Source organism: Vreelandella arctica (genome assembly GCF_037070215.1).
Classification (GTDB): Bacteria; Pseudomonadota; Gammaproteobacteria; order Pseudomonadales; family Halomonadaceae; genus Vreelandella; species Vreelandella arctica.
The window spans coordinates 23972-49885 of sequence record NZ_JBANSN010000001.1 but is presented as its reverse complement, the minus strand read 5'-3'; the positions used below and the strand labels follow the sequence as shown (position 1 = coordinate 49885).

Here is a 25914-nt window from a genome sequence, read left to right as displayed (position 1 = left end):
CAGCTACTCAAGTGCCACCGCCACGACTTGCCCGCGCCGCACGCGTATTGCCTCACCCAGCGCTGCCCCCTGATATCCTTCCGCCATTAACGCCTGCGGCCCCACCTCGCGAGCCGCTAGCCAAGCGCTGCCAAGCCGCTTCACTTGCTCCGGCGCCAGCACGCTCACTAATGCCAACTGCGCCTCGACCTGCTCGGGCTTGCGCCAGCCATCCAACCGCTCCAGCCAATGCAGCACATTCGGGCCATCCAGTGGCGCGGTAAGCAGCGTATGAGTGAGCGCGGTATGACGGGCAAGCTGGGCCACGGCGTTAGGCAACTTTAACCGCGTTGCTAAGGCATCACGCTGTTCGGCGGTGAGCGGTGACACCAACTGCGCGTAGCGCCAGTGGGCCACTGCTAGCGTGCTGCTTTGGGGCGTTTGACCCAGCGCAGCTAAACCTTGCGGCAACACCGACCCCATAAGTTCGGGAAACCAGATGGGCAGCGCCTCACAGCGCTCTAGGGTGGTGAAATAAACGTCCGGGCTTGGTTCGCCCAGCGCCTTTTCGGTTTCCACCCACACCCGCTCGGCGGCCAAATGCTCAAGTTCACCGCTGTGGCTCACTTGGCGCATCAATGCCAGGGTTTCATCGGCTATGGTGAATCCCCGCGATGCATAGCGGGCTAAAAAGCGCGCAGTACGCAGTACCCGCAGCGGGTCTTCGCTAAACGCCATTGAGATATGCCGCAGCACACGCTGTTCAATATCGCCCTGCCCATTAAACGGGTCGGTTAACTCCCCCTCAATGCTCTGGGCAATTGCATTGATGGTTAGGTCACGGCGTAACAAATCCTCTTCCAGCGTGACATCGGGGCTGGCGTGAACATCAAACCCTGCGTAGCCGTGACCAGACTTACGCTCGGTGCGGGCAAGGGCATACTCCTCAGCTGTTTCTGGGTGCAAAAAAACCGGGAAGTCGCGACCCACTGGCTTAAAACCACGCTTGCGCATGGCCTCTGGCGTCGCCCCCACCACGACCCAATCATTATCGACAACCGACCAACCCAGCAAAGCGTCACGCACCGCGCCGCCTACACGATAAACCTGTAGGCCTGCTAAACGGGGGTCACTCCGTTTGTTAGTGTCACTTTTTTCCATTGTTTTCCCTATCTCCCCCGCTGCTGACTGGGCACGCTAGTGCGCTCGCCATTGGTCAGGTTTAGCGCGGTTAATCGCCCGCCCCAAACACAGCCTGTATCAAGCGCCTCGACGGGCACCTGCGCCTGAGGAGTCTCCCCTTCAAGGGCAGCCCAGTGGCCAAACAGCAGTTGAATATCATCGGCACGCGGGTATTGAAACCAAGGTAGAAAACCTTCTGGGGCACTATCAAGCCCCTCTTTCGCGGCAAACTCTAAACGCCCTTGGGCATCAATAAAGCGCATCCGAGTGAACACATTCACAATCAAACGTAGCCGGTCCATGCCTTCTAGATCGTCGCGCCAGATGTCCGGCTGGTTGCCGAATAGCTGGGTTAAAAACTGCCCTGATGTTTCACTCGCTAGCGCCGCCTGAACTTCCCGCCCGAGCGCTTCGGCCTGAGGAACGCTCCACTGGGGCAGCAGCCCGGCATGGGTCATTAGTATCCGGTGCTCAAACACGCTAAGGGGCTGGCTTTGAAGCCAATCCAGCAGTTCCTCCCGGTCAGGGGCACCAAGAATATCGCTCAGGGTGTCATTTTTTTTAAGCTTACCGCCACCACGGGCCACGACCAGCAAATGGAAGTCATGATTGCCCAATACGCTTTTTGCGGCGCTACCGAGCGCGCGCACCTCCCGCAAGCACGCTAAAGAACCGGGGCCGCGATTAATCAAATCGCCGACTAGCCAAAGCGTATCCCGCGCAGGGTTAAAACTGAGTTTCTCCAGCAGCGCTACGAATTCAGCATGGCAGCCATGTAAATCGCCGATCGCATAGGTGCTCATGCGTGAGGCCTTTTTAATGAAATGAATGGGCTAAATACTATCACCTCACTTGCCTGTTCTGCCTGCCGTCGGTTATTTATCTTGATGATTAACACTGGTGAAAGTAGCGAACGTGGATCACTATAAAAATGCGCGCAGGCGCTCTCAAGAGACACGTCCAGCAGCGAAATCGCCTTTCATAAGCATGGCTGCCTCGTCACTACTGTTAAGGAAAACGATACTCATATGGCTATGGATCATACGCGGCGTGGGCTACTACGGGTGGTTACCCTGGCGGGCATCGGCGCTGTAGTGCTGCCCGGTACAACACTGTTGCCGATCGCCCAGACCTTTACCGCTAAAACTTCCCCACCTATCGCTTCGGTGGTGGTGAACGGTTGGTTGCTTAAGGCTAGTGACCGCTGATGTATATCAATTTTGAGGCTATTAGCGAACAGCGTGACGCCGTGGATGTATGCATTATCGGCGCGGGTGCAGCAGGTATTTCCATGGCGGTCACCCTGTCGGAGCGGGGGCATCGCGTGCTGCTGTGCGAAGGTGGCGATGCGGACTACAGCGAACGCTCCCAGGATTGTTATCGGGGTGAAACCATCGGCGACCCTTATATTCCTTTATATGGCGCTCGCCTACGCCATTTAGGTGGCTCGACCAATCACTGGGGAGGCGTCTGTCGTCCGTTGGATCGCTATGACTTCACCGCCAAATCAGCTGCCAGCGAGACAGCTTGGCCCATTGGCCGTGATGCGCTTTCACCCTACTACCGCTCTGCCGCTAAGTTACTCGACTTGGCGACGACGCCCGCAGACCAATCCATCGCTGGGGCTGGGTTTAAACGCATCTATTTTTCTCTGGGCAACCCGACACGGCTGAAAGATAAATTTGCCGCTACGCTGCGCGATTCGATGACGCTTGAGTGCTGCTTAACGGCCAACCTAGTGGCACTGGAAACCCAAGATGGCCACGTCACCAGTGCCACTTTCAAGAATTACCAAGGGGACTACCGCTTGGTACATGCGCGCTATTTTGTGCTCGCCTGCGGCGGTATCGAAAACTCACGTTTGTTGCTGTGGTGCAACCAGCAAGCCAATGGACAGCTAATACCGCAGGCGGGCACGCTGGGGCGCTACTGGATGGAGCACCCTCACGCCACGGTGGGCAAGGCACTGTTGTTCAAGCCAGCGGCGCTGGGGCTAGACGACGAATACAACGTGTTTCTCTCCCCCACTGCTGCATCCCTCGATTCACGTCAAATACTCAACTGTGGGCTGCGCTTGCACCGTATGAACACTGAAACCACTCAGGCGCTGATTGATGAGCTCGCTGATCAAGCCCCTACGCTGGCGGGACGGATACGTGTCTGGCAAGCCCAAGGGCAGGTAATCCATGGCGTGGTATTAAGAGCCGCCTGGGAACAGGAGCCGCGCTTTGAGAACCGTATCGAACTGAGCGATGAGCTGGATGAACTGGGCGTTCCCCGCAGCCGCTTGGTATGGCAGCAGTCTGAGCTGGATCGCCGCACCATTCGCGAGAGCATGCTGCTGCTGGGTGAATACCTACGTGACAATGAGGTGGGCAGACTACAGATGGCTGATTGGCTTGCCGATACGCCTGTGCAACTGCCCACGGAAGGCGAACTAGCTGGACGTCACCACATGGGCGGCACGCGCATGAGCCTTGCTGCCGAGACGGGTATCGTTAACCCCGACTGCCGTCTATTTGCCCAGGAAAATTGCTACGTGGCGGGCTCCAGCGTGTTTGCCAGCGCGGGGCACGCCAACCCTACATTAACGCTAGTGCAGCTGGCCCTGCGGCTTTGCGATCATCTGGAGAGCAGGTTAACGCAGACATCTAGTGAAGCTGGAGCGGTACCGCCAACCTAAACGGTGTGATAGCCACTTCAAACGCGCGTTGCGTAGATGTGTCTAGCAACGTATAGGCGCCTTCCATGACTCCCACCGGCGTTTGAAGAATGGCACGGCTGGTATAGCGAAAGCTCTGGCCAGGGCCAATCAGCGGCTGCTGCCCGACGACGCCTTTGCCGCGCACTTCCTGGCACTCGCCGCTACCCTGGGTGATTTTCCAGTAGCGCGCCATGAGCTGCACGCTATGGGGGCTTTGATTATGGACGGTGATGGTATAGCTGAAGACGTAGCGCGACTCCGCATCATTGGACTCATCGGCACGGTAGCTAGGCGCAACGTTTACCTCGATAGTTAGACCACTCACGCTTGGCTGCCCCGCTCACTGCTCGCCTGCTCATCGGCGGCGACTCGATTGGCAATCGCCACGTACTCGGCGACCGTCAGTGTTTGCGGACGGCGGATAGGATCAATACCTAATTCTTCAAGGATTTCAGGGCTCACGCGCCCTTTAAAGTTATTGCGCAGCGTTTTGCGCCGCTGTCCAAACGCGAGCTTTACCAACTCAAACAGCAGCGTGGGGTCTTCTGCTGTATGAGGCAGGGTCGCATGAGGCGTTAAACGCACAATGGCCGACTCAACCTTGGGCTGCGGCACAAAGGCTTCCGGCGGCACAATAAATAGCTGCTCGACACTACAGTAGTACTGCGCCATGACCGAAAGACGCCCCCAATCAGCACCGCCCGGTTCAGCAGCCAAGCGCTCAACGACTTCTTTTTGCAGCATGAAGTGCATATCTTCTATCGCACTTCCTGCGGCAAGCAGGTGAATTATCAACGGCGTGGAGATGTTGTAAGGCAGATTACCCACCACGCGCAGCGCAGGCCCATCGCCTTTCAGCGCGGCAAAATCAAACTTCAGCGCATCGCCTTCGTGTATCACAAAGTCGGGGTAGTTAAAAAACTGCACGCGCAGGCCAGGGATCAGATCGCGGTCGAGCTCAATGACTTCTAAATGCCCTGCCGCTTCCAGCAGCGGCTCGGTCAGTGCACCCTGCCCTGGGCCAATTTCGACAAGGCGATCCGTCGAGCGCGGGCCAACGGCACGAACGATCCGCGAAATAATGCCAAGGTCGCGCAAAAAGTTCTGACCAAAGCGTTTACGAGCGCGGTGTTGGGGCACAATAGACATCAAACGGTGTTCCTTGGAGTGCGGATTCAATCGGGAGTATTTCGCAGCAAACGCTAGACAGTAGCAGACAACCGCTGGGTAGATAGACGGCGTGCAAGGGCGATAGCGACTTTCAGGCTGCCGGGGTCTGCCACGCCTTTGCCAGCCAGATCCAACGCGGTGCCATGGTCGACCGAAGTGCGTACCAATGGCAAGCCCAGGGTAATATTGGCAGCCTGACCAAAGCCTGCATATTTTAACACTGCCAAGCCCTGGTCATGGTACATCGCCAACACTGCATCGACACCTGCCAAGTGCCGCGGGGTAAATAGTGTGTCGGCGGGCAACGGGCCAAGGATATCCATTCCCTCAGCGCGAAGGGCATCAAGCGCGGGAATAATAATATCCAGCTCTTCGTGGCCCAGGTGGCCATTTTCACCGGCATGCGGGTTTAAGCCACACACTGCAATGCGCGGTTTAGCAATCCCGAACTGGTGCTGCAAACCAATCGCCAGTAAGCGACTAATGCAAGTGACCCGCTCAAAGGTGATAGCGTCGGCGACGTTGCGCAGAGGCAAGTGGGTGGTCACCAGAGCAACACGTAAATCGCCACTACCCTGCCAGCTTGGCGATGCCGCATGTAGCGCCGCGTCGGTGGCCAGCATCATCACGACGTCATCAACGCCACAGGCATCACGCAGCCATTCGGTATGGCCGGTAAAGCCAGGGTGACCGCCGTCAATAATTACGCCTTTGTGCAGCGGTGCGGTCACCATGGCAGCGGCGAGGCCGTGTTGACAAGCATCGACCGCCATTGCCAGGGTGGCAAGTACGTAATCGGCGTTAGCTGGATTAAGCACACCTGGCGAGGAAGGGGCATTAAGAGCGACGGACCAAACAGGTAAGGCATTGTCGCCACTTGGGCACTCACCCACCGAACACTCTACCACCGTCACATCCAGCCCCAGCGCAATTGCGCGCTGGCGCAGCATTTCCGGATCGCCAATGGCCACGGTATTTGGAGGAAGCCCCCCCCCGGCTGCAAGCATTAGCGTTAGTTCAGGACCGATGCCCGCTGGTTCGCCGGTGGTGATGACCACCGGCAGCGCGCTATCAGCCCTTGAAGTCCCAGCTACCATTAGAGACGAACATCAACAAAAGCCTGTGAGCGAATCTCTTGCTGCCAGGTTTCAAGCTCTTCATTCGCGCGACGCTGGAAGATCGCTTGGCGAACCTGCTCGCGCTGACTCTCCTGAGTAACGTTCTGGCGGCGACGCTCTTCCACCTCAATCACGTGGTAGCCGAACTGAGAGCGTACCGGCTGGGATATCTGGTTAACGCCTAGGTCACGCATTGCTTCCTCAAACGCAGGAACAGTTTGCCCTGGTCGCACCCAGCCAAGCTCACCCCCGTTGAGTGCAGTGCCGCTGTCATCGCTATACTCGCGCGCCACGGAGGCAAAATCCTCACCCTGAGACAAGCGCTGGCGCACTTCTTCAGCTCGCGCTCGCGCCTGGTTTTCATCGCGATTAGGCGTCAGCTCGATTAATACGTGGCGGGCCCGCGTCTCTTCAATGAAGTTCTGCTCGCCGGCCTGCCCCTGCTGCTGGTCAAGAAAACGCTCAACGTCACGATCACTAACCGTCACACGATTACTGATTTGGCGCTGCTGCACCTGACGCATCAGCATTTCGCGGCGAATATCTTCGCGCACGCTCGCCAGCGTCATGCCGTCAGCTTCCACGGCATCAGCAAACTCATCCAGCGTCATACCGTTGGATTCGGCAATCGAGCGCACCTGACCGTTTAGCTCAGTATCATCAATCGTCAGACTGGCATCTTCCGCCATTTGTAGCTGAATCTCTTCCATCACCATACGCTCAAGCACTTGCCGCTCAAGTTGGGAGCGGGGAGGAAGATTACCGCCCTGCGTCTGGGCCTGCTGCTCAATTTGCGCCATACGATCATCCAATTCGCTGCGCATGATCACATCGTTATTGACCACGGCCACGACACTATCCAATGCCTGACGCTGGGTGGATTGGAAATTTTGCGCTTGGAGCGTCAGTGGGGCCAACGCAAGGCCAGCGCCAACGCAGAGGGCGAGTAGGCTACCAGCAGAGAGCTGCTTCATTCGGCCTAGCAAGGGCTTTCTCATTTTCATTACAAACGTCTCTTTCATTAGCCATTCTATGGAAGTCATTTACAGGGCGGTCGGACGATAGCCAGGAATGGTCTGTTCAAAATAGCTGTCCGCATTCTGGCCAACGCCACCTAAGCCACGGAACACGAAGCGCAAAAAAAGCCCGCGATCATTAAAATCATCATCAATGCGGGCAGTATCATCGTCATCGACCCATTCACGCCAAACAAGCTGCAGGCCATAACAGCAGTTATTCCACTGCACGCCTGCCAGCTGCTCAAGCGAGCGGTCATTGGTTTGATCGTGAAGGTAGCGACCGATCAAATCAATGCTAGTGCTGGCTTTCCAGGCAAACGACAGATCCCACTCTTCACGGTTATAGTCGCGAAAGCCGTCGTCGCCCTGCAACACACCCGGGTCAAATCCTTCGATCTCCCAACGGTAGCCAAGGTTCACTACGTGCCCTTCGGGATGGCGATAACGTACATCAACGCTTGAGCGTTCGGTGCGATCACGGTGATCATCGTAGAGCCATTCGTAGCCACTGCTCCAGCGATCATTAATTTGCCAATCAAGGCGGGTCACTAGTGGTGAACGATCCCGGGTGGCCTGATAGTAGCTTTCAGGATTAACGTTGGGGTTTTCTTCCGGCCGATCCGGCAGCGTATCCGCATCGCCTTCGCTATCGATTCGGCGATCATCAAAGTAAACACTCTGCCCGACCCCAAACGAAAGTCGATCACGACCGGACGCATCCTCAAGTAGGCGCGACTGCACGCCATAAGAGAGCCGGTTGAGATCACCCACGCGGTCAGTGCCGGAAAAGCGCTGGGCGGACCAGAGCTGATCCCAGGAGAACACACGTTCTCGACTGTCAAAGTCCGGCAGCTCAGTTTGATCGGTACGTGGCACGTAGGCGTAGTTCAGACGCGGTTCCAAGGTTTGGCGATAGTCGCGCCCGCCGAGGGCCAGCTCGCGCTCAAAGACCAACCCGCTATCGATTGAGGTCAGCGCAATGCTGCGGCTGGGCGAGTCGCCCCGCTCCGTTTCTCGCTCGCCATAATCCAACTCATAGGCGGTGTTCCACAGTTCAGTACGCGGCTCTAAATAGCCCCAAGGCCGTTCAAAGCGCCAGCCAACAACAGGCGTAAGGTGCAATCGGCTACCGGTGGCCGCCTCACGCTCCGGCACACGGCGCTCATCCACATCGCGCCAAAAATAGGTCGCATTAGAGCGCCACTGGGTGTAGAGGCCGTTGTCGAACTGCCAGTTCGCGTTGGCACTCAGGCTCGGCAGTTGATAAAAGGGCTTATCGCTATCGCTGAGCGGGTCTTCCAGACGCTGAAAGCCTTGGGCACGGGCATCTAACTGCCAGCGCTGGCCACGGTAATCGACCTGGGCCAAGCGCTCCATGCTGGCGCGATCACTTTCACCGAACTCGCCACCAAAGTCATCAAAATAGCGCCCGTCGCTGGCCGCACCATAGCGCAGCCGGTAATTGCTACGCTCGTTTACCCGCCCTGCATGGCGGGCATCCACATACCAACGATCCTCACCTTCAAAGCGATTTTCTCCACCGCCGGAGCCGCCGTTATCACTATTTAAATAGCCGCCTTCGACGATGCCCGCACTCTCTTCAAACAAGTAACGGTACTCACCGTTCATCAGCAACCCGTGGTCGCTCATCCAGCGCGGCGTGATGGTCGCATCTTGGTTAGCGGCGATATTCCAATAAAAGGGCTGGGCGTAATCAAAACCATCTGATGAAAAGCCTATCGACGGGGAAAGTAGCCCGGTGTGACGACGATCATCAATGGGAAAACGCAACCAGGGCCAGTAAAACACCGGAACATCTTTAACATGCAGTCGGGCATGGCGCGCAGTGCCAAAGCCTTCGGCTTGGTTTAATCGAATATCGCTGCTGACCAATTCCCAGCTATTGGCGCCTGGGTCACAGGTCGTGAAGCTGGCGTCCTGCAAGCGGTACTCGCTTTCCCCGGTTTGCTCTAACTGAGCGGCCTGACCGCGCAGGTGCTGGTCGTAAAGCACATAATGGCTATTACCCAACGTCGCACGGTCTTCATTTAGCCTGAGCATCGCCTGCTCGCCGCGCACCAATGCACGTCCGTCACGTATGGCGATATTGCCTTCAGCATCGACCTGCTCACGGTCGGCGGGTAAAAAGACACGCTCCGCTTCTACTTCCTCATTGCCGCGCCGAAGCACCACATCACCGCGCAACAACGCCTCGCCATTGGCGGCGTAATCGACGTCGCTGGCCTCAAGTGAGAGGGTTTCCGGGTTCTCTTCCGCGGGTAAGCGGTAGCTGGGCATCACGTAGCGCCCCCGGCACAATTGATTGGCCGCCTCTTCTTCCCCCCAGGCTTGCCAGTCTAACGCTTCCGCGGGCATGTCTTGACCTTGAGCCACCGCCGTAAACGAGGCGCCAGCAAGCAAACTGCCCATCAGCGTATGCGCAACTGGCAACGTGCGCGAAAATCGCTTGCCCATGTTCGTTATCCTTGGCATCCAGAATCGGTATTATACAGCCCGCATGATGCCCGACCAGCAAGGAGCTTGCATGTCCTCTTATCGGATTAACGCCCTCACCACGTGGGCTGCCCAACAAAACGGCCTTTCCAAGGCCGATATTACGCTTTCATCCGCCGTGGGCGATGCAAGTTTCCGGCGTTATTTTCGCCTCACATTACCCGGCGGCTCCACCCAGGTAGTAATGGATGCCCCGCCTGAACAGGAGGACTCACACCCTTTTGTCGCCATCGCCCAACGCTGGCACAGCGCAGGCTTGGCGGTGCCCAAGGTGCATGCCGCCAACTTGGCGGACGGCTTCCTGCTGCTTGATGACCTGGGCAACACACCGCTACAAAACTTGTTTACCGACGACGCTACCACACAGGCGTATCATGCGCAGGCCCTAACGCTCATCGCCGAGCTGCAAAACCGCGCCAGCCCCGAATCATTGCCCGCTTATGATAGGGCGCTGCTTGGTCGGGAGCTCGATCTGTTTCCCGAATGGTGCCTGGGTGCTTGGCTGAAGCTAACGCCACCCGAAAGCTGGCACCCCCTGCGCGAGCAGCTTATTCAGCAAGCGCTGGCCCAGCCGGTGGTCAGTGTGCACCGCGATTTCGATGCTATGAACCTGATGGTACACGACCAGCGTTTATTCATGATCGACTTTCAGGACGCGGTGGCAGGCCCGCTAAGCTACGACCTTATCTCATTGTTGCGGGGGCGCTACTGCCGCTTTAGCGATGAGGAGTTTAGCGACTTCGTCAGCGCATTTTATCAGCAGGCCCGCCGTGATGGTCGTCTTCCCGGCCGGGTCGATTTTGCCACCTTCCTAATCCAGTGCCATGCCATGGCCGCTCAGCGCTCGCTGAAAGTGCTGGGCATATTTTGTCGTTTAACGCTACGCGATCAAAAAAGTGGCTATCTTGAGTGCTTGCCGCACTTTTTGGATCATCTGGAGGATAGTCTTTCGTTCCTGACCGAGCAGACTGATTTCACTGAGTGGGTCACGCTCACCTTTCGCCCCGCCCTCATGAAACGACTAGCGGAAATGACGCCATGAAAGCAATGATCCTAGCCGCAGGGCTCGGCAAGCGGATGCGACCGCTCACGGACCACTGCCCCAAGCCCCTGCTACCCGTCGCGGGTAAGCCGCTCATCGTGCATCATCTGACGCGTCTTCACGAAGCAGGTATTCATGAAGTCGTCATTAATGTCAGCTACCGTGCCGAGCAGATTATTGATGCCCTAGGTAATGGCGATGCCTTTGGGCTGCGTATCCATTGGAGCCGGGAAACAGAGCCTTTGGAAACCGGTGGCGGTATTCAGCAAGCCCTACCGTTGCTGGGAGAAGCGCCCTTTCTACTCATCAACGGCGATGTTTGGTGCGAAGCGTTGCCCAACGTACAAGCGCTGCAAGGCGATGATTTAGCGCATTTGGTGCTGGTAGATAATCCTTCTCACCACCCCGACGGCGATTTTGGGCTAGCGGGAGAACGCGTTAATCAAACCAGCAATGAGCGGTTAACCTATGCGGGCATTAGTGTGATTCACCCAGCGTTGTTAGCTGGGCAGCCTCAGGGTGCCTTTGCATTAGCGCCACTGCTTAGGGCCGCCATTGATAACCAACGGGTGAGCGGTGAGCATTACACAGGGCAGTGGGTCGATGTGGGCACGCCTGAACGGCTAGCGGCGTTGGAAAGCCAGCTTCAATTCCCACGACAGCGCGGGAAGGACTAGTCGATGCATCCAGACTATTTACGTGTGGCAATCGCTGATACGCCCCTCGTAGCGGTCTATGGCACGCTGAAGCAGGGGTTCAACAACGCCCACTGGTTAAACGGCGCCAGGCGACTGGGGAGCGACACCACCCGCGCCCTCACGCTCTACGATATCGGCTCCTACCCCGGTGCTAAGTGGCAACCGTCCAAAGGCGTTAGCATAGAGGTTTATGAGGTTAACATTGGCCAACTGGCCCAGCTAGACCAGTTGGAGGACTACCGTATCAACGCCCCTGCGCAGGGCGAGTATGACCGCCAGCAAATAGCCACCCGTTTTGGTCGTGCCTGGGTCTATCTTTACAATCCGGAAGTGGCGGATAAGCGAGCCATTTGCGAAGGCGGTTGGGAGATGCCCTACACTGACCATGATTAATAATGCCGGTGATGAAAAACAGGGGCGTTGAGAAGAGCCCCTGAGAAGAGGCGCGCAGGCCAAGAAATGTTATGCTGCGCGACTTACCTTTCGTCGCCTAGATGAGGAGAGCCGCGTGAAAGCACGGGTAAAATGGACAGAAGGCCGTCAATTTGTGGCGGAATCAGGTAGCGGGCACAGCGTTGTCGTCGACGGTCCGCCCGACCACGGTGGCCGCAATACAGGGCCCCGCCCCATGGAAATGCTGTTGATGGGCATGGGCAGTTGCACCGCTTTTGACATCTTGAACATTCTCGATAAAGCGCGTGCCAATGTCACCGACTGCGTCGCGGAACTTGACGCCGAACGCGCTGATGAAGTGCCCGCCGTCTTTACCAAGATCCACGTTCATTTCGTAGTGACCGGGCATGCATTGAAAGAGAAGCAGGTTCAGCGCGCCGTTGAACTCTCTGCTGAAAAGTACTGCAGCGCGTCGATCATGCTGGTTAATGGCGGCGTAGAGATCACTCACTCTTTTGAGATTATCGAGGCTTGAGCGGCTGTTTGCACGGGCAGCGCTTGGCTCCCTCGACTAGCGCCGCCGCTTACCTAACCGCAGCGGCAAAAAAAGTAGTTCAGTCGGATGCAAGCCATCGCCTTGACGGGCATAATACGCCCGCTTGTTTTACCTTCACTTGTGCTGTCACCGCCCTGCTTTATTGGGTGGGGTTACACCACAGCAATGGTGGCAACGTCTTATCGGTTCCGGCGCTGGCTCGTCGGGGTGTCTTCACCTGCCATAAGGAGGCTCGGACATGACAGATAATCTCCGACTCCACGGGTTTAACAACCTGACCAGCTCTTTGAGCTTCAACATTTACGACATTTGTTACGCCAAAACCGAAGAGCAGCGTGCGGCTTATATCGACTATATCGATGAGCTCTACAACGCCGAACGTTTGACGCAGATTCTGAAAGACGTCACCAACATTATCGGCGCTCATGTGCTGAATATCGCCCGCCAGGACTATGAGCCCCACGGCGCAAGCGTGACGATTCTGATTGCCGAGCATGAGTTGGATGACGCCGCGCCTGAGCAGATTAAGCCGGGCCCCGGCCCACTGCCAGAAACGGTGGTTGGGCACTTAGATAAGAGTCACGTTACGGTGCACAGCTACCCTGAGTCGCACCCTGACAACGGCATTAGCACCTTCCGTCTGGACATTGATGTCTCGACCTGTGGTCATATCAGCCCGCTTAAAGCGCTGAACTACCTGATCCACAGCTTCGACTCCGACATCGTCACCATGGATTATCGGGTACGCGGTTTTACCCGTGACGTAGACGGCAAGAAGCTGTTTATCGATCACGGCATTACCTCCATCCAAGACTACCTTGCTGAAGATACCAAGCATGCGTATCAGATGATGGATGTAAACGTGTATCAGGAAAACATGTTCCACACCAAGATGCTGCTCAAAGACTTCGAGCTGGATAACTACCTGTTCGGTACGTCCCGGCGCGATATTACCTTTGAAGAAGCGCGTGATATTGAGAGCCGTTTGCGTAAAGAGATGTTGGAGATTTTCTACTCCCGCAACTTGGATTAAGCGACGCATCTGAATGCCAAAAGCCAGCTAACGCTGGCTTTTTTGTAGCTCTTAGGTGGATCAATAAACGCTGGGCTCGCCTTCGGGGCGGGTCTTAAAGCGTCGATGAAGCCACAGATATTGTTCCGGGTGCTTGCGAATTGCCTGTTCTATAAACTGATTGACCTTGGTCGCATCGGCAACCTCGTCATTGCTCGGAAAACCTTCTAACGCAGGCAGGCTTTCAATCGTATAGGTCGCATTATCCGGGTTGCGGTGAAACATCATCGGCACCACCGACGCGCCAGTCATACGCGCAAGCTTGGCCGTTAAGCGTATCGTCGCGGCCTGCTGACCAAACAGCGGTGCAAACACACTCACATCGCGGCCAAAATCCTGATCTGGCGAGTACCACACCATCCGGCCTGCCTTAAGCTGCCGTACCGCTCCACGCAGGTCGTAACGGTCAATCGCAACACCAAAATTACGCTTTCTAGCGCGGGTCATAAAACGCTCAAACAGCGGGTTGTTATGCGGGCGATAGACAGCGTCAGCAGAGAAAAATAGCGCGTGTAAGGCACCGCCTAAATCGAGCGATGAGAAGTGAACACCGATAATGACCACCCCTTTGCCTCGCGCCTGAGCACGGGCCATGTGCTCTTCGCCAATATAAGCAACTCGGTGGCGTAAGCTTTCGCCATTTCGACACCAGCCCGTCGCGGTTTCGACGAGACCAATGCCATTAGCGATGAATGACTCTTTGACGAGTTGCCGCTGTTGTTCGGCGCTCTTTTCGGGAAAGCACAGCGCTATATTGGTGTCGGTAATGCGCCGCCGCCGCTTGGCAAAGCGCCATGCGAGCAACCCAAGCCCTTTGCCAATACTCATTTTTAGCCGCCAGGGCAGCCAGGCGGCAACATACATGGCACCAATCCCGAGCCAAGTGGGCCAGTAACGCGGGTGGGCAAACGAACGTGGATAACGTGATTTTGACATAAAAACAACCGTTTAATCAGAACGCCCATGATAACGCCGAGGCGCCCGGGGCAGTACCCCCGTCAGCAGGGTATAGCTGATCGTATCGCAGTAACGGGCCACTTCATCCACCGGCAGTACTTCGCCGTTGCTAGCGCTACCCCATAATACGACTTCGCTGCCAATGGCGGCATCGGGCACGTCTGTTACATCCACCGTGAGCATATCCATAGAGACTTTACCGGCAATCGCGCAGCGTTGGCCGTTTACCAGCACTGGCGTACCATCGCGGGCATGGCGGTCATAGCCGTCACCGTAGCCGCAGGCAACCACGGCAATGCGTGAACGCCGCGGCGCACGCCAGCGCCCGCTGTAGCCCACGGGCTCGCCCTCTTCTAGCTCTCGCAGGGCGATAATTTCAGAGCGCAGAGTCATCACTGGCTTCAGTTGCCGGGTGATGTCATTGGCGACTTCTAAGGGGTCGCTGCCGTAGAGCATGACGCCTGGCCGGTTCCAGTCACCATGTGCCACCGGCCACGCCAAGGTCGCCGGTGAGTTGGCTAGGCATAGCGGCGCTTCTAGCTCACTGGTCAACTCCTGGAGCCGTGCCATTTGCTGAGTGAAATAACGGCTATCCTGAGCATCGGCAGTGGCAAAATGGCTCATCAGGTGCAGCGAAGCCACACTCGGCGCAGCAAGAAGCTGGCGCCAGATGGCAGCGGCCTCTTCAATGGCAAAGCCCAGGCGGTGCATGCCGGAGTCGACTTTTAACCATACCGGGATGGGCTGGCGTGGCGTGGCCGCCAACAGTGCATCAACCTGCCACTGGCTATGCACCGCGATCCAGAAACCGTGGGTGTCCACCAGCGCCAACTCATCAGTACTGAAGATGCCTTCAAGCAGAACGATAGGCTTCGTAATGCCACCTTTACGCAACGCGAGAGCCTCTTCGATACAGGCGACGGCAAACGCGGGAGCATGGGCCTCCAGCGCTTGAGCGCACGCTAGCGCACCATGCCCGTAAGCATCAGCTTTGATAACGGCCACTGAGCGGCTTTGGGGCGCACAGCGGCACGCCAATTGATAGTTGTGACGCAGCGCGTCCAGATCAATATCGGCCACAAGGGGGCGCATAGGTTTTCTCACTTACCTGATTCAGCAATAAATGCTTATTAACAAAAAATGTCAGCGATAAAAAACCGAGCAAGCACCTATAGGTACTTGCTCGGCTTAGAGGGAAGGCGCGTTTAATAATCACCTTTGTTGCGCTTCAAACACTTAAGTTTCAAACAAAGCTTCTAACGAGAGACCCTGTTTTTCCAGCGAACGACGCAGCTTTTTCAGCGCTTCGACTTGAATCTGGCGAACTCGCTCGCGGGTTAAACCGATTTCGGCGCCCACTTCTTCCAGGGTGGCGGATTCGTGGCCGCGTAAGCCAAAGCGGCGCACGACAACTTCACGCTGTTTTTCGCTCAGCTCATCAAGCCAAAGATCAACGTGCTCTTTGACATCGCCATCCACCAGACGCGCTTCAGGCCCCTGCACCTCATCGTCGGTCAACGTATCGATCAGCGGCTTATCGCTCTCACCGCCCATCGGGTAATCAACGGACGATACGCGCTCATTGAGGCCGAGCATCTTTTTGACCACCTCGACCGGTTTGTCCAGGTGCTCGGCGATCTCTTCAGCAGTGGCCTCATGGTCAAACTTCTGGGTCAATTCGCGCGCCGCGCGCAGGTAGATATTGAGCTCTTTGACCACATGAATCGGCAAACGGATTGTACGCGTTTGGTTCATCAACGCGCGCTCAATGGTTTGTCGAATCCACCAAGTGGCATACGTTGAAAAACGAAAACCCCGTTCGGGGTCAAACTTTTCAACGGCGCGGATCAAGCCCAAATTACCCTCTTCGATCAAATCCAGCAGCGTTAAGCCGCGGTTAAGGTAGCGGCGGGCAATCTTCACCACCAGCCGCAAATTGGACTCAATCATCCGTGAGCGTCCCAGCGGGTCGCCCTTACGCGCTAATCGGCCGTAATATACTTCCTCTTCTGGCGTTAATAATGGCGAAAAGCCGATTTCGTTGAGGTAGATTTGCGTTGCATCCAAGCTTTGGGTCGATTGTCGATCCTCACGCCCTAGCGCTTTTTCAAAAGCATCTTCTTCTACCGCGATGTCATCATCGGTATTATCAAGTGCCTCCTCAGCAGCCTCCAGGTCAACCTCCTGTAGATCTTTCTCCAACATACTCATGGCCTTACCCCCGTGTTTCGCCTACCCGCCATTTAGAAAGTCAAAGGGGTGCGCTCTAAGGCGCACACCATATTGTTATGTGACAATTGTTATATGACGCTCGAATACAGCGATTCGGGCAACTTCCAAGTTAAACGCTGGCCTTCCACGCTACCGGTGAGTGCATTAGCGGGAAGGCAGAAAGTCCATGGGATCTTGAGGCTGGCCATCACGGCGAACCTCGAAGTGCAATCGGACATTTTCTGCGTCACTATCCCCCATCGTCGCAATCACTTCACCCGCTTCTACCACGTCATTTTCACTGACCCGTAAGCTATCGTTATGCGCATACGCACTCAGGAATTGGTCGTTGTGCTTGAGAAGGATGAGGTTGCCATAACCCCTGACGCCGCTGCCCGCATAAACCACAATACCGGGCCCAGCTGCTTTAACAGGTTGCCCCTTTTCACCGGTGATATCAATCCCGGCAGTGATGCTATCGCCTTGTCCAAATGCCCCGACGACGTTGCCATCGGCAGGCCATTGCCAATTGATCGTTTCAGCAGGCGTATAGGTACGCGAAGAGCGGTCAACGCTGGCACTTTGTGTAGCTGGAGCAGCTTCAGGCTGTGGCTCGGGTTCTGATACTGGCTGCGGTTCAGGTTCTGACGCTGGCTCAGGTTCCGGCTGAGCGGCAGGCTCAGGTTCGGCAGCTGCGACCACTTCAGGCTCAGGCGTGGAGGAAGAGGTATTTTCTTCACTGCTAGGCGAAGAATCAGCCACTTGTTCCGCAGCCTCTACGGCATCGCGTTCAGCGGTTAGGCGCTGGTTACGTTGAATCGCGGATTCGTCGGGCAACAGCCAGTCGAGTTCCTGGTCATCACTCGCAACAGAGGCTGCTTGCGGATTCAGTCCGGTCGCCACGGCGCCACCACCATTGTTATTAGCGGCAGGCTGGCTACTGGCGACTGATGACGTTGAGGCGCCTTCGCGCAGGGCAATGGTTTGCCCTGGCCGAATTTGGTACGGCGCATCAATATTGTTCATTGCCGCCAACTGGCGATAATCCAAATTGTGCTGCCATGCGATGCCATACAGCGTGTCGCCCGCTTTAACGGTGTACTGGGGTGAGTTTTCCACCGCTTGGCGTGCTTGGCTTAAATCACGCACTTGAGGGCTTCCGCCTTGTTGGCTGGCACAACCCGCAATTGTTAATGCCAGCGCCGACATCATCAGTACTTTAAGACTATAACCTTTACGCATATAAACCTTACTCCTTTTCAGCGCCAAGCTTGGTATCGATGGGCCGACGATCCGCGTGTCGGTTGAGTAACACAACAATGAGTGCCCCCAAGGCCATTAGCGCGACAACGCCAGCTACTTGTGCCGAGGCACCGGTCAATACGGCATAGTCAGCGGGCAACAAATAACGGTGCTCCAAAGGGATCATTTGCCCTTCTGGCCCTATTTGATAGCGTAACAGTTCACGCCATGGCCAGAGAACCGGTAACGAACCGACAATAAACCCCAGTAGCAGTTGCATGGTCGAGGTATGGTGGCGCCGTAACAACCAGGACAACAAGCGTGAAAACAACGCTAAACCCACCACACAGCCCATTCCAAACAGAATAATAATGCCCAGATCAAAGCTGCGAATTGCTCCCATGATGGTGCCGTAGAGCCCCATTGTCAGCAATAGAAAACTGCCTGATACCCCTGGCAGGAGCATGGCGCTGATGGCAATGCAGCCTGCCACCATCACTACCAGCGCCTCGTTGCCCAGCAGCAGCACCAGCGGCATCATGCCTGGCAACGCTTGGGCGAGCACTAACCCCACCAACAATGGCAGCAGATACCATAGTTTCCAGCCGCTACTTGCCTGCCCGACCACCAGTGCGGAGGCCGCTACAAGGCCAAAAAAGAACCCGTCCAACAGTAGTGGATGCGCTTCCATCAACCATAGTGCTAAATGCGCAACGCTAAATAGACTAACCGCAACACCTGCCAATAGCGGTACCAGAAAGGCTAGGTTCAAATGGAGACTCAGGGCTTTCCAGCCACCTTGACGCCATACACCAATCGCACTTGGGCCAAATTGCTTGATGGTGTTAATCAGCTCTTCATAGATACCGCTAATAAACGCAATCGTACCTCCCGACACACCGGGTACCGCATCGGCGGCGCCCATCCCTGCGCCACGTAAAAATATTCCCAAGGGTTGCCGCTTCAATCCACTACTCCTTGTAGTAAAGGTACAAAACGTACGGGCTCAAGCCGCCGTTTTTCAAAGGCACTGCCGATGCGCTTTACCTGAGTAAGCCACTGGCTGCCATCGGGATCTTCCAAGGGGGCGATCAACACCCCGTCGTAACTCAATTGCTCTAGTAGCGATGTGGGCAATGTATGAGCGCAGGCGGTTAGCAAAATAACATCAAACGGTGCCACTTCAGGCCAACCATAGCCTCCATCCGCCACTGCTAGTGTGGCTGGGGCCGTAAGCCGCCGTAACCGCTCAGCCGCACGCTCGTACAACGCACCAATGCGTTCAATGGAGTAGAGCTCTTCTACCAAGCGCGACAATATTAACGTTTGATAGCCAGACCCGGTGCCCAGTTCCAATACCCGGCGGGGCCCGGCGCGCAACACGAGCTCGGTCATCCGCGCCACAATGAACGGCTGCGATAGCGTTTGGCCAAAGCCAATCGGTAAGGCGGTATCTTCATAGGCGCGGTGCGCCAGCGCCTCATCCACAAACAGATGACGCGGTTCACTGGCCATGACCTCTAGCACGCGGGCATCGTTGATGCCTTGCTGCATGAGGCGCTCGACCATTCGGTCTCGGGTACGCTGTGAGGTCATACCGCGACCGCGCAGCTCAGCAGGGGAGATATCAGGCAAAAACATCCAACCAATCCTGCACATCGTTAAGCGCGGGGTGGCGCGTCAGGTCTGTTTGTAACGGTGTAATCGATACAAAGCCCGCTTCAACAGCGGCAAAATCGGTATCTTCACCATCATCGGCATTGGCTGCTACCGGCGCAATCCAATAGCGGGTACGCCCCCGCGGGTCTTGTACTGGCAACGGTTTTTCGGCTGGTCCGCGGTACCCAAGGCGGGTAACTTTAACGCCTTTGATCTCTTCCCAGGGTACATCGGGGACATTGACGTTAAGCAGCGTACGCGGCGGTAGCGAGAGTTGATCCGCGGCGCCAATCAAGGTGGCGGCCACTCTTCCGGCGGTAGCGAAGTGGCGCTCGCCGCATAGCGACATGGCAATCGCGGTCATGCCTAGGTTGCGCCCTTCCATCGCCGCCGCAACGGTGCCGGAATAGAGCACATCGTCGCCCAGGTTACTGCCGTGATTAATCCCTGAGATCACTAAATCAGGTTTTTCATCCCATACACCGTGAACGCCTAAATAGACGCAGTCGGCAGGGGTACCATCAACGCTATAAAAGCCGTTATCAAGCGCCGTCAATGAAAGCGGCCGTGACAAGGTAAGCGAATTACTGGCACCGCTGCGGTCTCGGTCAGGCGCCACCACGCGCATATTGGCGTGCGACAGCAGCGCATCGTGTAGCGCACGCAACCCAGGCGCGTAAACACCGTCATCATTTGAAAGCAGTAGTCGCCGCATAGTGGCTCTCCCTTTTTTATATGCACAAGTTATATGCACAAGAGTCATTAGCGCCAGCGTCATAAGCACACAGCATAAACGCGAAAGGTGACAACTCCTATCCATCACTTTTAGTAAACTTTTTAACGTCTTATAGCTATTCTGACGACTTATAACCGTTCTGACGACTGACGTCGCCCACCGCTATCCACTCATCTCTATCAGCTCACCAAGCACAGCGGTAGCAAAGCTACCGCGAGGCAACGCAAACGAAAGCCGTACGGCATCAGCTTCCCAAGTAAGCTGTGGTTCCAGCAGCCGCATCCGCAGCGCACGGCGTGCCTGCTTAACCCCGCAGCGCTCCAAACCACTACACAAGCCAGGATACTGCTGCTGCAAATACGTTTCATAGCTAGCAGCGTCACCCTGACCGGCTTCGCCAACGCCCCAGAGCACCCCCGTTGGATGCACATCCAGCGCCATGGCGCGGGCCTGAAGCGTCGCATCGGTGGCTTCAATACCAAACACGCTTTGCGTGCCGTCCAACATTAAGGTGTCGCCTGCCAGGGGTTGCGTCCAAGTGCCATCCGCAACGCGAGTGCTGAGCAGTTCGTTAAACAAAAAGCTGCGCGCGGTAGAAAGCATCATACCTTGACGGTCGTCCCGTTTACGCCAACCTCTGTTAAGTAGTGCTTCTGCGCGCTGAAGATTATGCCCTTCATGACCAAAGCGCTGGGGGCCGAAATAGTTGGGCACACCAGACTGACAAAGCGCTTCCCAGCGGCTGATAAAGTCGTCGCTTGCTATGGCCTTACCGCTTAGGCGTAAGACGAATCGATTAGTGCGGTGAACCCCGCGCTTAAGCTTACGCGGGTGGCGCGCCTGCTCAACCACCGTGATGCCCTGGGCATTAAGCGATTGCTCTAAGTCAGGCGGCGCATCGCGCCCTGGCAGATGCACGCTCAGCCACTGGCGGGTCACGGCAATACGATCCTTCATCCCGGAGTAACCAATATCACGGGGTGTTACGTCACAAAGCCGACTTAACAACTTAGCCACTTCTAACGTGGATTGGTTACGTTTTTCAACCCGCAACCACAGGTGTTCCCCGTGCGCCTCGGGAGTAAAATCCAACTGTTCGTCAACCCAGAAGTCTTCCGCCTGAGCACGGTATTGACCGGCTTTAGGCGGGCCGAACAGAGGATCTAAGCAACGCTGCCAGACAGGCATATTAATCATTAAGCGCCTCTGCACGGTTTAGCAGCACCACTGCCTCAGCAGCAATACCCTCACCGCGCCCGGTAAAGCCCAGCCGCTCGGTAGTGGTGGCTTTAACGTTAACCTGGCTAAGCGCGACGCCTAAGTCAGCGGCAATGATGGCCCGCATTGCATCAACATGAGGCGCCATTTTAGGCGCTTGCGCCATTAGCGTGGCGTCCAGATTGACCACGCCATAGCCCTGGCCCTGAATAAGAGTGACCACATGGCGCAGCAGTTCGCGGCTATCAGCCTCCGCCCACGTTGGGTCGGTATCGGGAAAATGACGGCCAATATCGCCCAACGCACAGGCACCTAACAGCGCATCGCTCACAGCGTGCAGCAGCACATCGCCATCGGAGTGCGCCACGAAGCCATGGTCAAATGGCAGCTTAACGCCACCGATCATCAGGTGATTGCCGGGGCCGAAACGGTGGACATCGAATCCGTGGCCAATACGCATTACTAAGCTCCTAATGATTAAAGCCTGTCAGGCAGGTTAGCGGCTTGGGCCGCCATAATCGCAGCTGCCAGCGCTAAGTCGTCTGGGTGGGTAATTTTCAGGTTGTCGCGCCGCCCGCTTACTAATTGCGGCCGTTCGCCCAGGGCTTCGACTGCCGAGGCTTCATCAGTTACCAGTGTTTGCTGCTGGCGGGCGGTTTCCAGTGCACGCCGCAGCAGCGCGTAACGAAAACCTTGGGGCGTTAGCGCATGCCATAAGCCATCCCGGGGTTCGGTTCGCGAGCTCAGGCTCTGGTTATCGGCACGCTTCATGGTATCGGCTACCGGCATCGCCAAGAGCGCGCCAGCGGGGTGTGTCGACGCGGCTTGATAGAGCGCCTGCAGGTCGTTCACGGTAATACAGGGACGTGCCACATCATGCACCATCACTACATCATCACCCTCAGCCGCCATGGCGTGCAGCGCATTTAACACGCTGTCCATTCGCTCGTTGCCACCTGGCACTCGCTGCCAGTCCGCAAAAGGTACCCAGCCTGGTGAAAACCAGCGGTCATCAGCATCTAAACAGAGTACCAAGCGGGCGTGGGGAAAGGCGTGATGCAGCCGAGCCAAGGTATGCGCCAACACCGGCTGTTCATCGGCCAAGGTTAAATACTGTTTAGGCTTGTCTGCCCCCATGCGGCGACCTTGGCCAGCCGCAGGAACGATTAGCCAGGTTTGGCTCACTGTGCCGGCTCCTGGGGAGCGACCAGACCCGCATTAATACCGATCAGCTCATTCTCAATTGCCACACCAGGCACCCAGAAAAATTGTTCATCGGTACGCACCATGCCCATATCGCTACGCGCCCGTTCCTCTATGGCGTCTAAACCGTTTTTTAAATCCGTCACTTCGGCCGCCAGCCGCGCATTACGCTCGCGCATGGGTACATTGGCCGCTTCTTGCACCGCCACACGTTGCTCCACACGCTGTAAATCGCTCCAGCCGCCGTTACCTAGCCACAATTCGTATTGAAGCAGTGCCACCACCGCGAGCAATGTTATCACTAGCCATTTGCGCATCATTGCTCTCCCTAGGTATATCGGCTGGGTTTATTAAAAGCACTGGCTGAATCAACCTCTGCGCTGATCCGCTGAAGAGCGCTTATCGGCGCGCATTATGCCATTAAGGGGCAACACCAGCGAGCCGCGCCTTACTTTAATGTCGGTTTTAATAGCAGTTTTAATATCGACTTAAATGACGGCGTAAATGATCGTTAAAATCACTGCTTAAATGGCAGTGCTTGATGGGCCGCTTCGCGATAGGCGCTGACATGCTCGCCCTCTTCCTGGCAAAACTGGGCGACACCGGCAGCAAGCCCCGGATGGCGAATATAGTGCAGCGAGCGCACTCGTTGAGGGGCAAAGCCACGCACCAGCTTGTGCTCACCCTGGGTGCCTGGATCAAACAGCGTTAAGCCATGCTGCAAACAGTACTCAATCCCCTGGTAGTAGCAAGCCTCAAAGTGGAGACAATCAGCGACGACCTCGCTTCCCCAATAGCGGCCATATAACGTGCTACTGCCACGAAAATAGAGCGCTGCGGCTACCGGGCGGCCTTCACTATGGGCCTGTACCAGCACTAGCGCGTCCGGCATGGTTTGGCGTAGTTGTTCAAAAAAATCATGGTTTAAATAAGGCGGACGACCACGCTCATGGTAGGTAATCGCATAGCAGCGATAGAAATGTGCCATATCGGCGGAGGTAATCGCCTCGCCTTCCAAACGCGATACCGTTAAGCCTTGCTCAGCGACTAAGCGCCGCTCGCGCTTGATCATTTTGCGTCGCTTTGAGGTCAGGCTGGCCAAGAAGCCATTAAAGTCGCCAAAACCACGATCACGCCACTGAAACTGGACGCCTTCACGGGTGATAAGCTCGGGGCACTGTGCCTGCCAAGCGGTGACGTCTGCTTCATTGGCAAACAGCAAATGCCAGCTTGAAAGGGCTTGGCTTGTGCACTGTTCACGCCATGCCTCGGCAAGAAACGCTCGCACTGCCGTGGCATCGGCGTGTTCAGCAATCAGCGTGCGCACGCCGGGTACCGGTGTGAACGGCACCGCGCTAAGCGCTTTAGGATAATAACGACCACCGGCGTGTTCTAACGCTTCCGCCCAGCCCCAATCAAACACATACTCACCGTAGGAGTGATGCTTGCGGTACATGGGCATCGCCGCGACTAGCTGCTCGCCTTGCCATACACTCAGATGACAAGGCTCCCAGCCGGTAGCCACGCTGACCGAGCCGCTGGCTTCAAGTGCGTGTAAAAAAGCATGGCGTAAAAAGGGCTGATCATTATCGACGAGTGCATCCCACTGGCTTGCCGTGACGGCCCCAATGGTGGGTAGAATAGTGAGCGACAGTGGATCTAACGGCATAGCACCTTCCAGGGAGTGTGGGGCTAACGCAATATAAGTTGCTAGCACCACTTTACACTAACTGACTGCATTAACCGTTTACATTAATCATTGTTGTCAGCCGTTTATAGCGACCATCTCTACCGACCAACTATACCGGCATTGGTACCCACGCTTATCACTCGCGCCGATAGCGGCGTACAAGGAGAGGCCATGAAGCGCGACCTAACGGGTGACTTCCAAACGCAGCGTCATGCTGCCGATCAAATGCCCTACCCGACGCTAACGGTGCGACGTGAACGACTAGCCCGCCTTGCGCGCATGACCAAGCATCACCAGCTAGAGATTATCCGTGCGATTCAAACCGATTTTGGTCAGCGCAGCGACGTGGAAATACGCATAGCCGAGATCAGCGCGGTACTAGACGCCATTCGTCACGCAAGACTCAATCTATGGCGCTGGATGCGCCCTTGGGCGGTCAGCATGCCCTGGCGGCTACTGCCGGCACGGGCTCGCATTGCACCTCAACCACTGGGCGTTGTCGGCGTGATATCACCCTGGAACTACCCATGGTGTTTGTCGTTAATGCCGGTGGTTGACGCCTTTGCAGCCGGTAATAGGGTGTTACTCAAACCTAGCAAGCACTCCCCCGCTACCAGCGCCCTACTGAAGCGATTAGTACCGCAATATTTTACCCCTGAAGAGTTCAACGTGGTGGAGGGCGATGAGGAGGTTGCGCGTCGTTTTAGCGGCTTACCGTTTGATCACTTGATATTCACTGGCTCTACCGCGGTGGGACGGCAAGTCGCCCAAGCGGCGGCGGCGAATTTAACCCCAATCACGCTAGAACTGGGCGGTAAATCGCCTGCTATCGTGGCGGGCGATGCCGACCTGGATCAAGCGGCCGCAGCGATTATTTTCGGCAAAGGTATGAACGGCGGACAAACCTGTATTACCCCTGACTATGTGCTGGTAGAGAGCCGCCATATTAGCGGCTTGGTTAAGGCGTTAAGCCACGCCATTCAGCAGCAGCGACCCGACGATCACGCAGCCACGTCTCCCATTGATGCAGCTCATCAACAGCGGCAAGAGGCCATGCTCCAAGAAGCCCACGATCATGGCTGTAGAATCATTGATTACGGCCCGCATGCGCCTGCACTGATTATCGATCCCCATCAAGGCCTTCAGGTGATGCGTGAAGAAACGTTTAACCGCTGCCTATCGGTGATTGGTGTCAGTGATATAACGGCAGCTATCAACGTTGTGAATGCCCGCCCCCACCCATTAGCCCTTTACGCATTTACTCACGATAAAGGTTTACAGCAACAGCTGCTGGAAACCACTCGTTCTGGGGCACTGGTGTTTAATACGACGCTGCTGCATCACGCAGTGCCATCTTTACCTTTTGGTGGTGTAGGAGAGAGTGGCATGGGCGCCTATCACGGCCGCCACGGCTTTGAGCGATTTAGTCATTTACGTAGTATTTTTTATCAATCAAAACGCACACCTAGCCACATGCTTTATCCGCCTTACCGGCGCTGGCTAATGAAACTGATTGGGCTTGGTTAAAGCTTACGGGTTAATGTCCGATAT

General features: G+C 56.2%; 27 protein-coding genes. 8 read left to right on the top strand and 19 right to left on the bottom strand.

Annotated features, from left to right (window positions below):
* Positions 1-3: 3 nt before the first annotated feature.
* Both V8L70_RS00240 and V8L70_RS00235 read right to left on the bottom strand, forming a co-directional pair.
* Positions 4-1140: a tRNA nucleotidyltransferase/poly(A) polymerase-related protein gene (locus V8L70_RS00240; protein ID WP_336268473.1), complete on the bottom strand. Its 1137-nt coding sequence runs from the start codon at positions 1138-1140 to the stop codon at positions 4-6.
* Positions 1141-1148: 8 nt separating this feature from the next.
* The gene (locus tag V8L70_RS00235; protein ID WP_176304452.1) at positions 1149-1964 is read right to left on the bottom strand and encodes a symmetrical bis(5'-nucleosyl)-tetraphosphatase; all 816 of its coding nucleotides are present in this window, start codon (positions 1962-1964) and stop codon (positions 1149-1151) included.
* 225 nt (positions 1965-2189) lie between these two features.
* Here V8L70_RS00235 and V8L70_RS00230 point away from each other — a divergent pair, with 225 nt between their 5' ends.
* Positions 2190-2369, top strand: a complete 180-nt coding sequence (locus V8L70_RS00230; RefSeq protein WP_336268472.1) for a hypothetical protein — start codon at positions 2190-2192, stop codon at positions 2367-2369.
* Complete coding sequence (locus V8L70_RS00225; RefSeq protein WP_336268471.1) at positions 2369-3844, top strand: FAD-dependent oxidoreductase; 1476 nt, start codon at positions 2369-2371, stop codon at positions 3842-3844. Before V8L70_RS00230 ends, V8L70_RS00225 begins: the two co-directional genes overlap by 1 nt.
* Here the strand turns inward: V8L70_RS00225 and apaG are convergent.
* Genes apaG through V8L70_RS00200 form a run of 5 tightly spaced genes read right to left on the bottom strand, consistent with a single transcriptional unit; the run spans position 3813 to position 9647 of the window.
* A complete protein-coding gene (gene apaG, locus V8L70_RS00220) occupies positions 3813-4190 on the bottom strand; it encodes a Co2+/Mg2+ efflux protein ApaG (protein ID WP_008956340.1) in 378 nt (125 codons plus the stop codon). The genes V8L70_RS00225 and apaG overlap by 32 nt on opposite strands.
* Entirely contained in the window at positions 4187-5014 is an 828-nt protein-coding gene (gene rsmA, locus V8L70_RS00215; RefSeq protein ID WP_336268470.1) for a 16S rRNA (adenine(1518)-N(6)/adenine(1519)-N(6))-dimethyltransferase RsmA, read from the bottom strand. Before rsmA ends, apaG begins: the two co-directional genes overlap by 4 nt.
* Before the next feature lie 53 nt (positions 5015-5067).
* Positions 5068-6132 (bottom strand): 4-hydroxythreonine-4-phosphate dehydrogenase PdxA, encoded by a 1065-nt coding sequence (gene pdxA / locus V8L70_RS00210; protein ID WP_101145222.1) that lies wholly within the window; start codon positions 6130-6132, stop codon positions 5068-5070.
* The gene (locus V8L70_RS00205) at positions 6132-7157 is read right to left on the bottom strand and encodes a peptidylprolyl isomerase (protein ID WP_336268469.1); all 1026 of its coding nucleotides are present in this window, start codon (positions 7155-7157) and stop codon (positions 6132-6134) included. The genes pdxA and V8L70_RS00205 overlap by 1 nt, the downstream gene beginning before the upstream one ends.
* A gap of 39 nt (positions 7158-7196) precedes the next feature.
* On the bottom strand, positions 7197-9647 hold the full coding sequence (locus tag V8L70_RS00200; protein ID WP_336268468.1) for an LPS-assembly protein LptD: 2451 nt from the start codon (positions 9645-9647) through the stop codon (positions 7197-7199).
* Positions 9648-9717: 70 nt separating this feature from the next.
* Between V8L70_RS00200 and V8L70_RS00195 the strand changes: the two genes are divergently transcribed.
* The 5 genes from V8L70_RS00195 (at position 9718) to speD (ending at position 13408) form a co-directional block, all read left to right on the top strand.
* Complete coding sequence (locus V8L70_RS00195; RefSeq protein WP_336268467.1) at positions 9718-10728, top strand: aminoglycoside phosphotransferase family protein; 1011 nt, start codon at positions 9718-9720, stop codon at positions 10726-10728.
* Positions 10725-11405 carry an N-acetylmuramate alpha-1-phosphate uridylyltransferase MurU gene (murU, locus tag V8L70_RS00190; protein WP_008956334.1) on the top strand — a complete coding sequence of 227 codons (681 nt, stop codon included), beginning with the start codon at positions 10725-10727 and terminating at the stop codon, positions 11403-11405. The genes V8L70_RS00195 and murU overlap by 4 nt, the downstream gene beginning before the upstream one ends.
* 3 nt (positions 11406-11408) lie before the next feature.
* Complete coding sequence (locus V8L70_RS00185; RefSeq protein ID WP_336268466.1) at positions 11409-11819, top strand: gamma-glutamylcyclotransferase family protein; 411 nt, start codon at positions 11409-11411, stop codon at positions 11817-11819.
* A 115-nt stretch (positions 11820-11934) separates the two neighbouring features.
* The gene (locus V8L70_RS00180; RefSeq protein WP_336268465.1) at positions 11935-12354 is read left to right on the top strand and encodes an OsmC family protein; all 420 of its coding nucleotides are present in this window, start codon (positions 11935-11937) and stop codon (positions 12352-12354) included.
* A 259-nt stretch (positions 12355-12613) separates the two neighbouring features.
* Entirely contained in the window at positions 12614-13408 is a 795-nt protein-coding gene (gene speD, locus V8L70_RS00175; protein WP_101145216.1) for an adenosylmethionine decarboxylase, read from the top strand.
* Positions 13409-13468: 60 nt separating this feature from the next.
* Here the strand turns inward: speD and lpxL are convergent, their stop codons facing one another.
* The 12 genes from lpxL to V8L70_RS00115 all read right to left on the bottom strand — a co-directional run bounded on the left by lpxL (position 13469) and on the right by V8L70_RS00115 (position 24342).
* On the bottom strand, positions 13469-14383 hold the full coding sequence (gene lpxL / locus V8L70_RS00170) for an LpxL/LpxP family Kdo(2)-lipid IV(A) lauroyl/palmitoleoyl acyltransferase (protein WP_101145215.1): 915 nt from the start codon (positions 14381-14383) through the stop codon (positions 13469-13471).
* Between the two features lie 12 nt (positions 14384-14395).
* Entirely contained in the window at positions 14396-15496 is a 1101-nt protein-coding gene (gene alr / locus V8L70_RS00165) for an alanine racemase (protein WP_101145214.1), read from the bottom strand.
* A 144-nt stretch (positions 15497-15640) separates the two neighbouring features.
* Complete coding sequence (gene rpoS, locus V8L70_RS00160) at positions 15641-16615, bottom strand: RNA polymerase sigma factor RpoS (RefSeq protein ID WP_035558949.1); 975 nt, start codon at positions 16613-16615, stop codon at positions 15641-15643.
* Between the two features lie 165 nt (positions 16616-16780).
* Positions 16781-17857, bottom strand: coding sequence for a peptidoglycan DD-metalloendopeptidase family protein (locus V8L70_RS00155; RefSeq protein ID WP_101145213.1), 1077 nt, complete (start codon positions 17855-17857; stop codon positions 16781-16783).
* 7 nt (positions 17858-17864) lie between these two features.
* Positions 17865-18824 (bottom strand): DUF368 domain-containing protein, encoded by a 960-nt coding sequence (locus V8L70_RS00150; RefSeq protein WP_008956326.1) that lies wholly within the window; start codon positions 18822-18824, stop codon positions 17865-17867.
* Entirely contained in the window at positions 18821-19498 is a 678-nt protein-coding gene (locus V8L70_RS00145; RefSeq protein ID WP_101145212.1) for a protein-L-isoaspartate(D-aspartate) O-methyltransferase, read from the bottom strand. The genes V8L70_RS00150 and V8L70_RS00145 overlap by 4 nt, the downstream gene beginning before the upstream one ends.
* The gene (surE, locus tag V8L70_RS00140; RefSeq protein WP_101145211.1) at positions 19485-20231 is read right to left on the bottom strand and encodes a 5'/3'-nucleotidase SurE; all 747 of its coding nucleotides are present in this window, start codon (positions 20229-20231) and stop codon (positions 19485-19487) included. Before surE ends, V8L70_RS00145 begins: the two co-directional genes overlap by 14 nt.
* A gap of 183 nt (positions 20232-20414) precedes the next feature.
* Entirely contained in the window at positions 20415-21449 is a 1035-nt protein-coding gene (gene truD / locus V8L70_RS00135) for a tRNA pseudouridine(13) synthase TruD (RefSeq protein WP_101145210.1), read from the bottom strand.
* A complete protein-coding gene (gene ispF, locus V8L70_RS00130) occupies positions 21442-21930 on the bottom strand; it encodes a 2-C-methyl-D-erythritol 2,4-cyclodiphosphate synthase (RefSeq protein WP_101145209.1) in 489 nt (162 codons plus the stop codon). The genes truD and ispF overlap by 8 nt, the downstream gene beginning before the upstream one ends.
* A gap of 17 nt (positions 21931-21947) precedes the next feature.
* On the bottom strand, positions 21948-22655 hold the full coding sequence (ispD, locus tag V8L70_RS00125; RefSeq protein WP_101145208.1) for a 2-C-methyl-D-erythritol 4-phosphate cytidylyltransferase: 708 nt from the start codon (positions 22653-22655) through the stop codon (positions 21948-21950).
* Positions 22652-22990 (bottom strand): cell division protein FtsB, encoded by a 339-nt coding sequence (gene ftsB / locus V8L70_RS00120; RefSeq protein WP_008956320.1) that lies wholly within the window; start codon positions 22988-22990, stop codon positions 22652-22654. The genes ispD and ftsB overlap by 4 nt, the downstream gene beginning before the upstream one ends.
* Positions 22991-23190: 200 nt before the next feature.
* Positions 23191-24342 (bottom strand): GNAT family N-acetyltransferase, encoded by a 1152-nt coding sequence (locus V8L70_RS00115; RefSeq protein ID WP_101145207.1) that lies wholly within the window; start codon positions 24340-24342, stop codon positions 23191-23193.
* Between the two features lie 192 nt (positions 24343-24534).
* On the opposite strand from V8L70_RS00115, the gene V8L70_RS00110 reads away from it, so the two are divergent.
* The gene (locus tag V8L70_RS00110) at positions 24535-25890 is read left to right on the top strand and encodes an aldehyde dehydrogenase family protein (protein WP_101145206.1); all 1356 of its coding nucleotides are present in this window, start codon (positions 24535-24537) and stop codon (positions 25888-25890) included.
* Positions 25891-25914: the final 24 nt, after the last annotated feature.

Excerpts from the sequence above, each read along its gene's own strand:
- V8L70_RS00240 (WP_336268473.1), bottom strand. The coding sequence starts at position 1,140 with ATGGAAAAAAGTGACACTAACAAACGGAGTGACCCCCGTTTAGCAGGC.
- V8L70_RS00235 (WP_176304452.1), bottom strand. The coding sequence starts at position 1,964 with ATGAGCACCTATGCGATCGGCGATTTACATGGCTGCCATGCTGAATTC.
- V8L70_RS00230 (WP_336268472.1), top strand. The coding sequence starts at position 2,190 with ATGGCTATGGATCATACGCGGCGTGGGCTACTACGGGTGGTTACCCTG.
- V8L70_RS00225 (WP_336268471.1), top strand. The coding sequence starts at position 2,369 with ATGTATATCAATTTTGAGGCTATTAGCGAACAGCGTGACGCCGTGGAT.
- rsmA (WP_336268470.1), bottom strand. The coding sequence starts at position 5,014 with ATGTCTATTGTGCCCCAACACCGCGCTCGTAAACGCTTTGGTCAGAAC.
- pdxA (WP_101145222.1), bottom strand. The coding sequence starts at position 6,132 with ATGGTAGCTGGGACTTCAAGGGCTGATAGCGCGCTGCCGGTGGTCATC.
- V8L70_RS00205 (WP_336268469.1), bottom strand. The coding sequence starts at position 7,157 with ATGAAAATGAGAAAGCCCTTGCTAGGCCGAATGAAGCAGCTCTCTGCT.
- V8L70_RS00200 (WP_336268468.1), bottom strand. The coding sequence starts at position 9,647 with ATGGGCAAGCGATTTTCGCGCACGTTGCCAGTTGCGCATACGCTGATG.
- V8L70_RS00195 (WP_336268467.1), top strand. The coding sequence starts at position 9,718 with ATGTCCTCTTATCGGATTAACGCCCTCACCACGTGGGCTGCCCAACAA.
- murU (WP_008956334.1), top strand. The coding sequence starts at position 10,725 with ATGAAAGCAATGATCCTAGCCGCAGGGCTCGGCAAGCGGATGCGACCG.
- V8L70_RS00185 (WP_336268466.1), top strand. The coding sequence starts at position 11,409 with ATGCATCCAGACTATTTACGTGTGGCAATCGCTGATACGCCCCTCGTA.
- speD (WP_101145216.1), top strand. The coding sequence starts at position 12,614 with ATGACAGATAATCTCCGACTCCACGGGTTTAACAACCTGACCAGCTCT.
- lpxL (WP_101145215.1), bottom strand. The coding sequence starts at position 14,383 with ATGTCAAAATCACGTTATCCACGTTCGTTTGCCCACCCGCGTTACTGG.
- alr (WP_101145214.1), bottom strand. The coding sequence starts at position 15,496 with ATGCGCCCCCTTGTGGCCGATATTGATCTGGACGCGCTGCGTCACAAC.
- rpoS (WP_035558949.1), bottom strand. The coding sequence starts at position 16,615 with ATGAGTATGTTGGAGAAAGATCTACAGGAGGTTGACCTGGAGGCTGCT.
- V8L70_RS00155 (WP_101145213.1), bottom strand. The coding sequence starts at position 17,857 with ATGCGTAAAGGTTATAGTCTTAAAGTACTGATGATGTCGGCGCTGGCA.
- V8L70_RS00145 (WP_101145212.1), bottom strand. The coding sequence starts at position 19,498 with ATGTTTTTGCCTGATATCTCCCCTGCTGAGCTGCGCGGTCGCGGTATG.
- surE (WP_101145211.1), bottom strand. The coding sequence starts at position 20,231 with ATGCGGCGACTACTGCTTTCAAATGATGACGGTGTTTACGCGCCTGGG.
- truD (WP_101145210.1), bottom strand. The coding sequence starts at position 21,449 with ATGATTAATATGCCTGTCTGGCAGCGTTGCTTAGATCCTCTGTTCGGC.
- ispF (WP_101145209.1), bottom strand. The coding sequence starts at position 21,930 with ATGCGTATTGGCCACGGATTCGATGTCCACCGTTTCGGCCCCGGCAAT.
- ftsB (WP_008956320.1), bottom strand. The coding sequence starts at position 22,990 with ATGCGCAAATGGCTAGTGATAACATTGCTCGCGGTGGTGGCACTGCTT.
- V8L70_RS00115 (WP_101145207.1), bottom strand. The coding sequence starts at position 24,342 with ATGCCGTTAGATCCACTGTCGCTCACTATTCTACCCACCATTGGGGCC.
- V8L70_RS00110 (WP_101145206.1), top strand. The coding sequence starts at position 24,535 with ATGAAGCGCGACCTAACGGGTGACTTCCAAACGCAGCGTCATGCTGCC.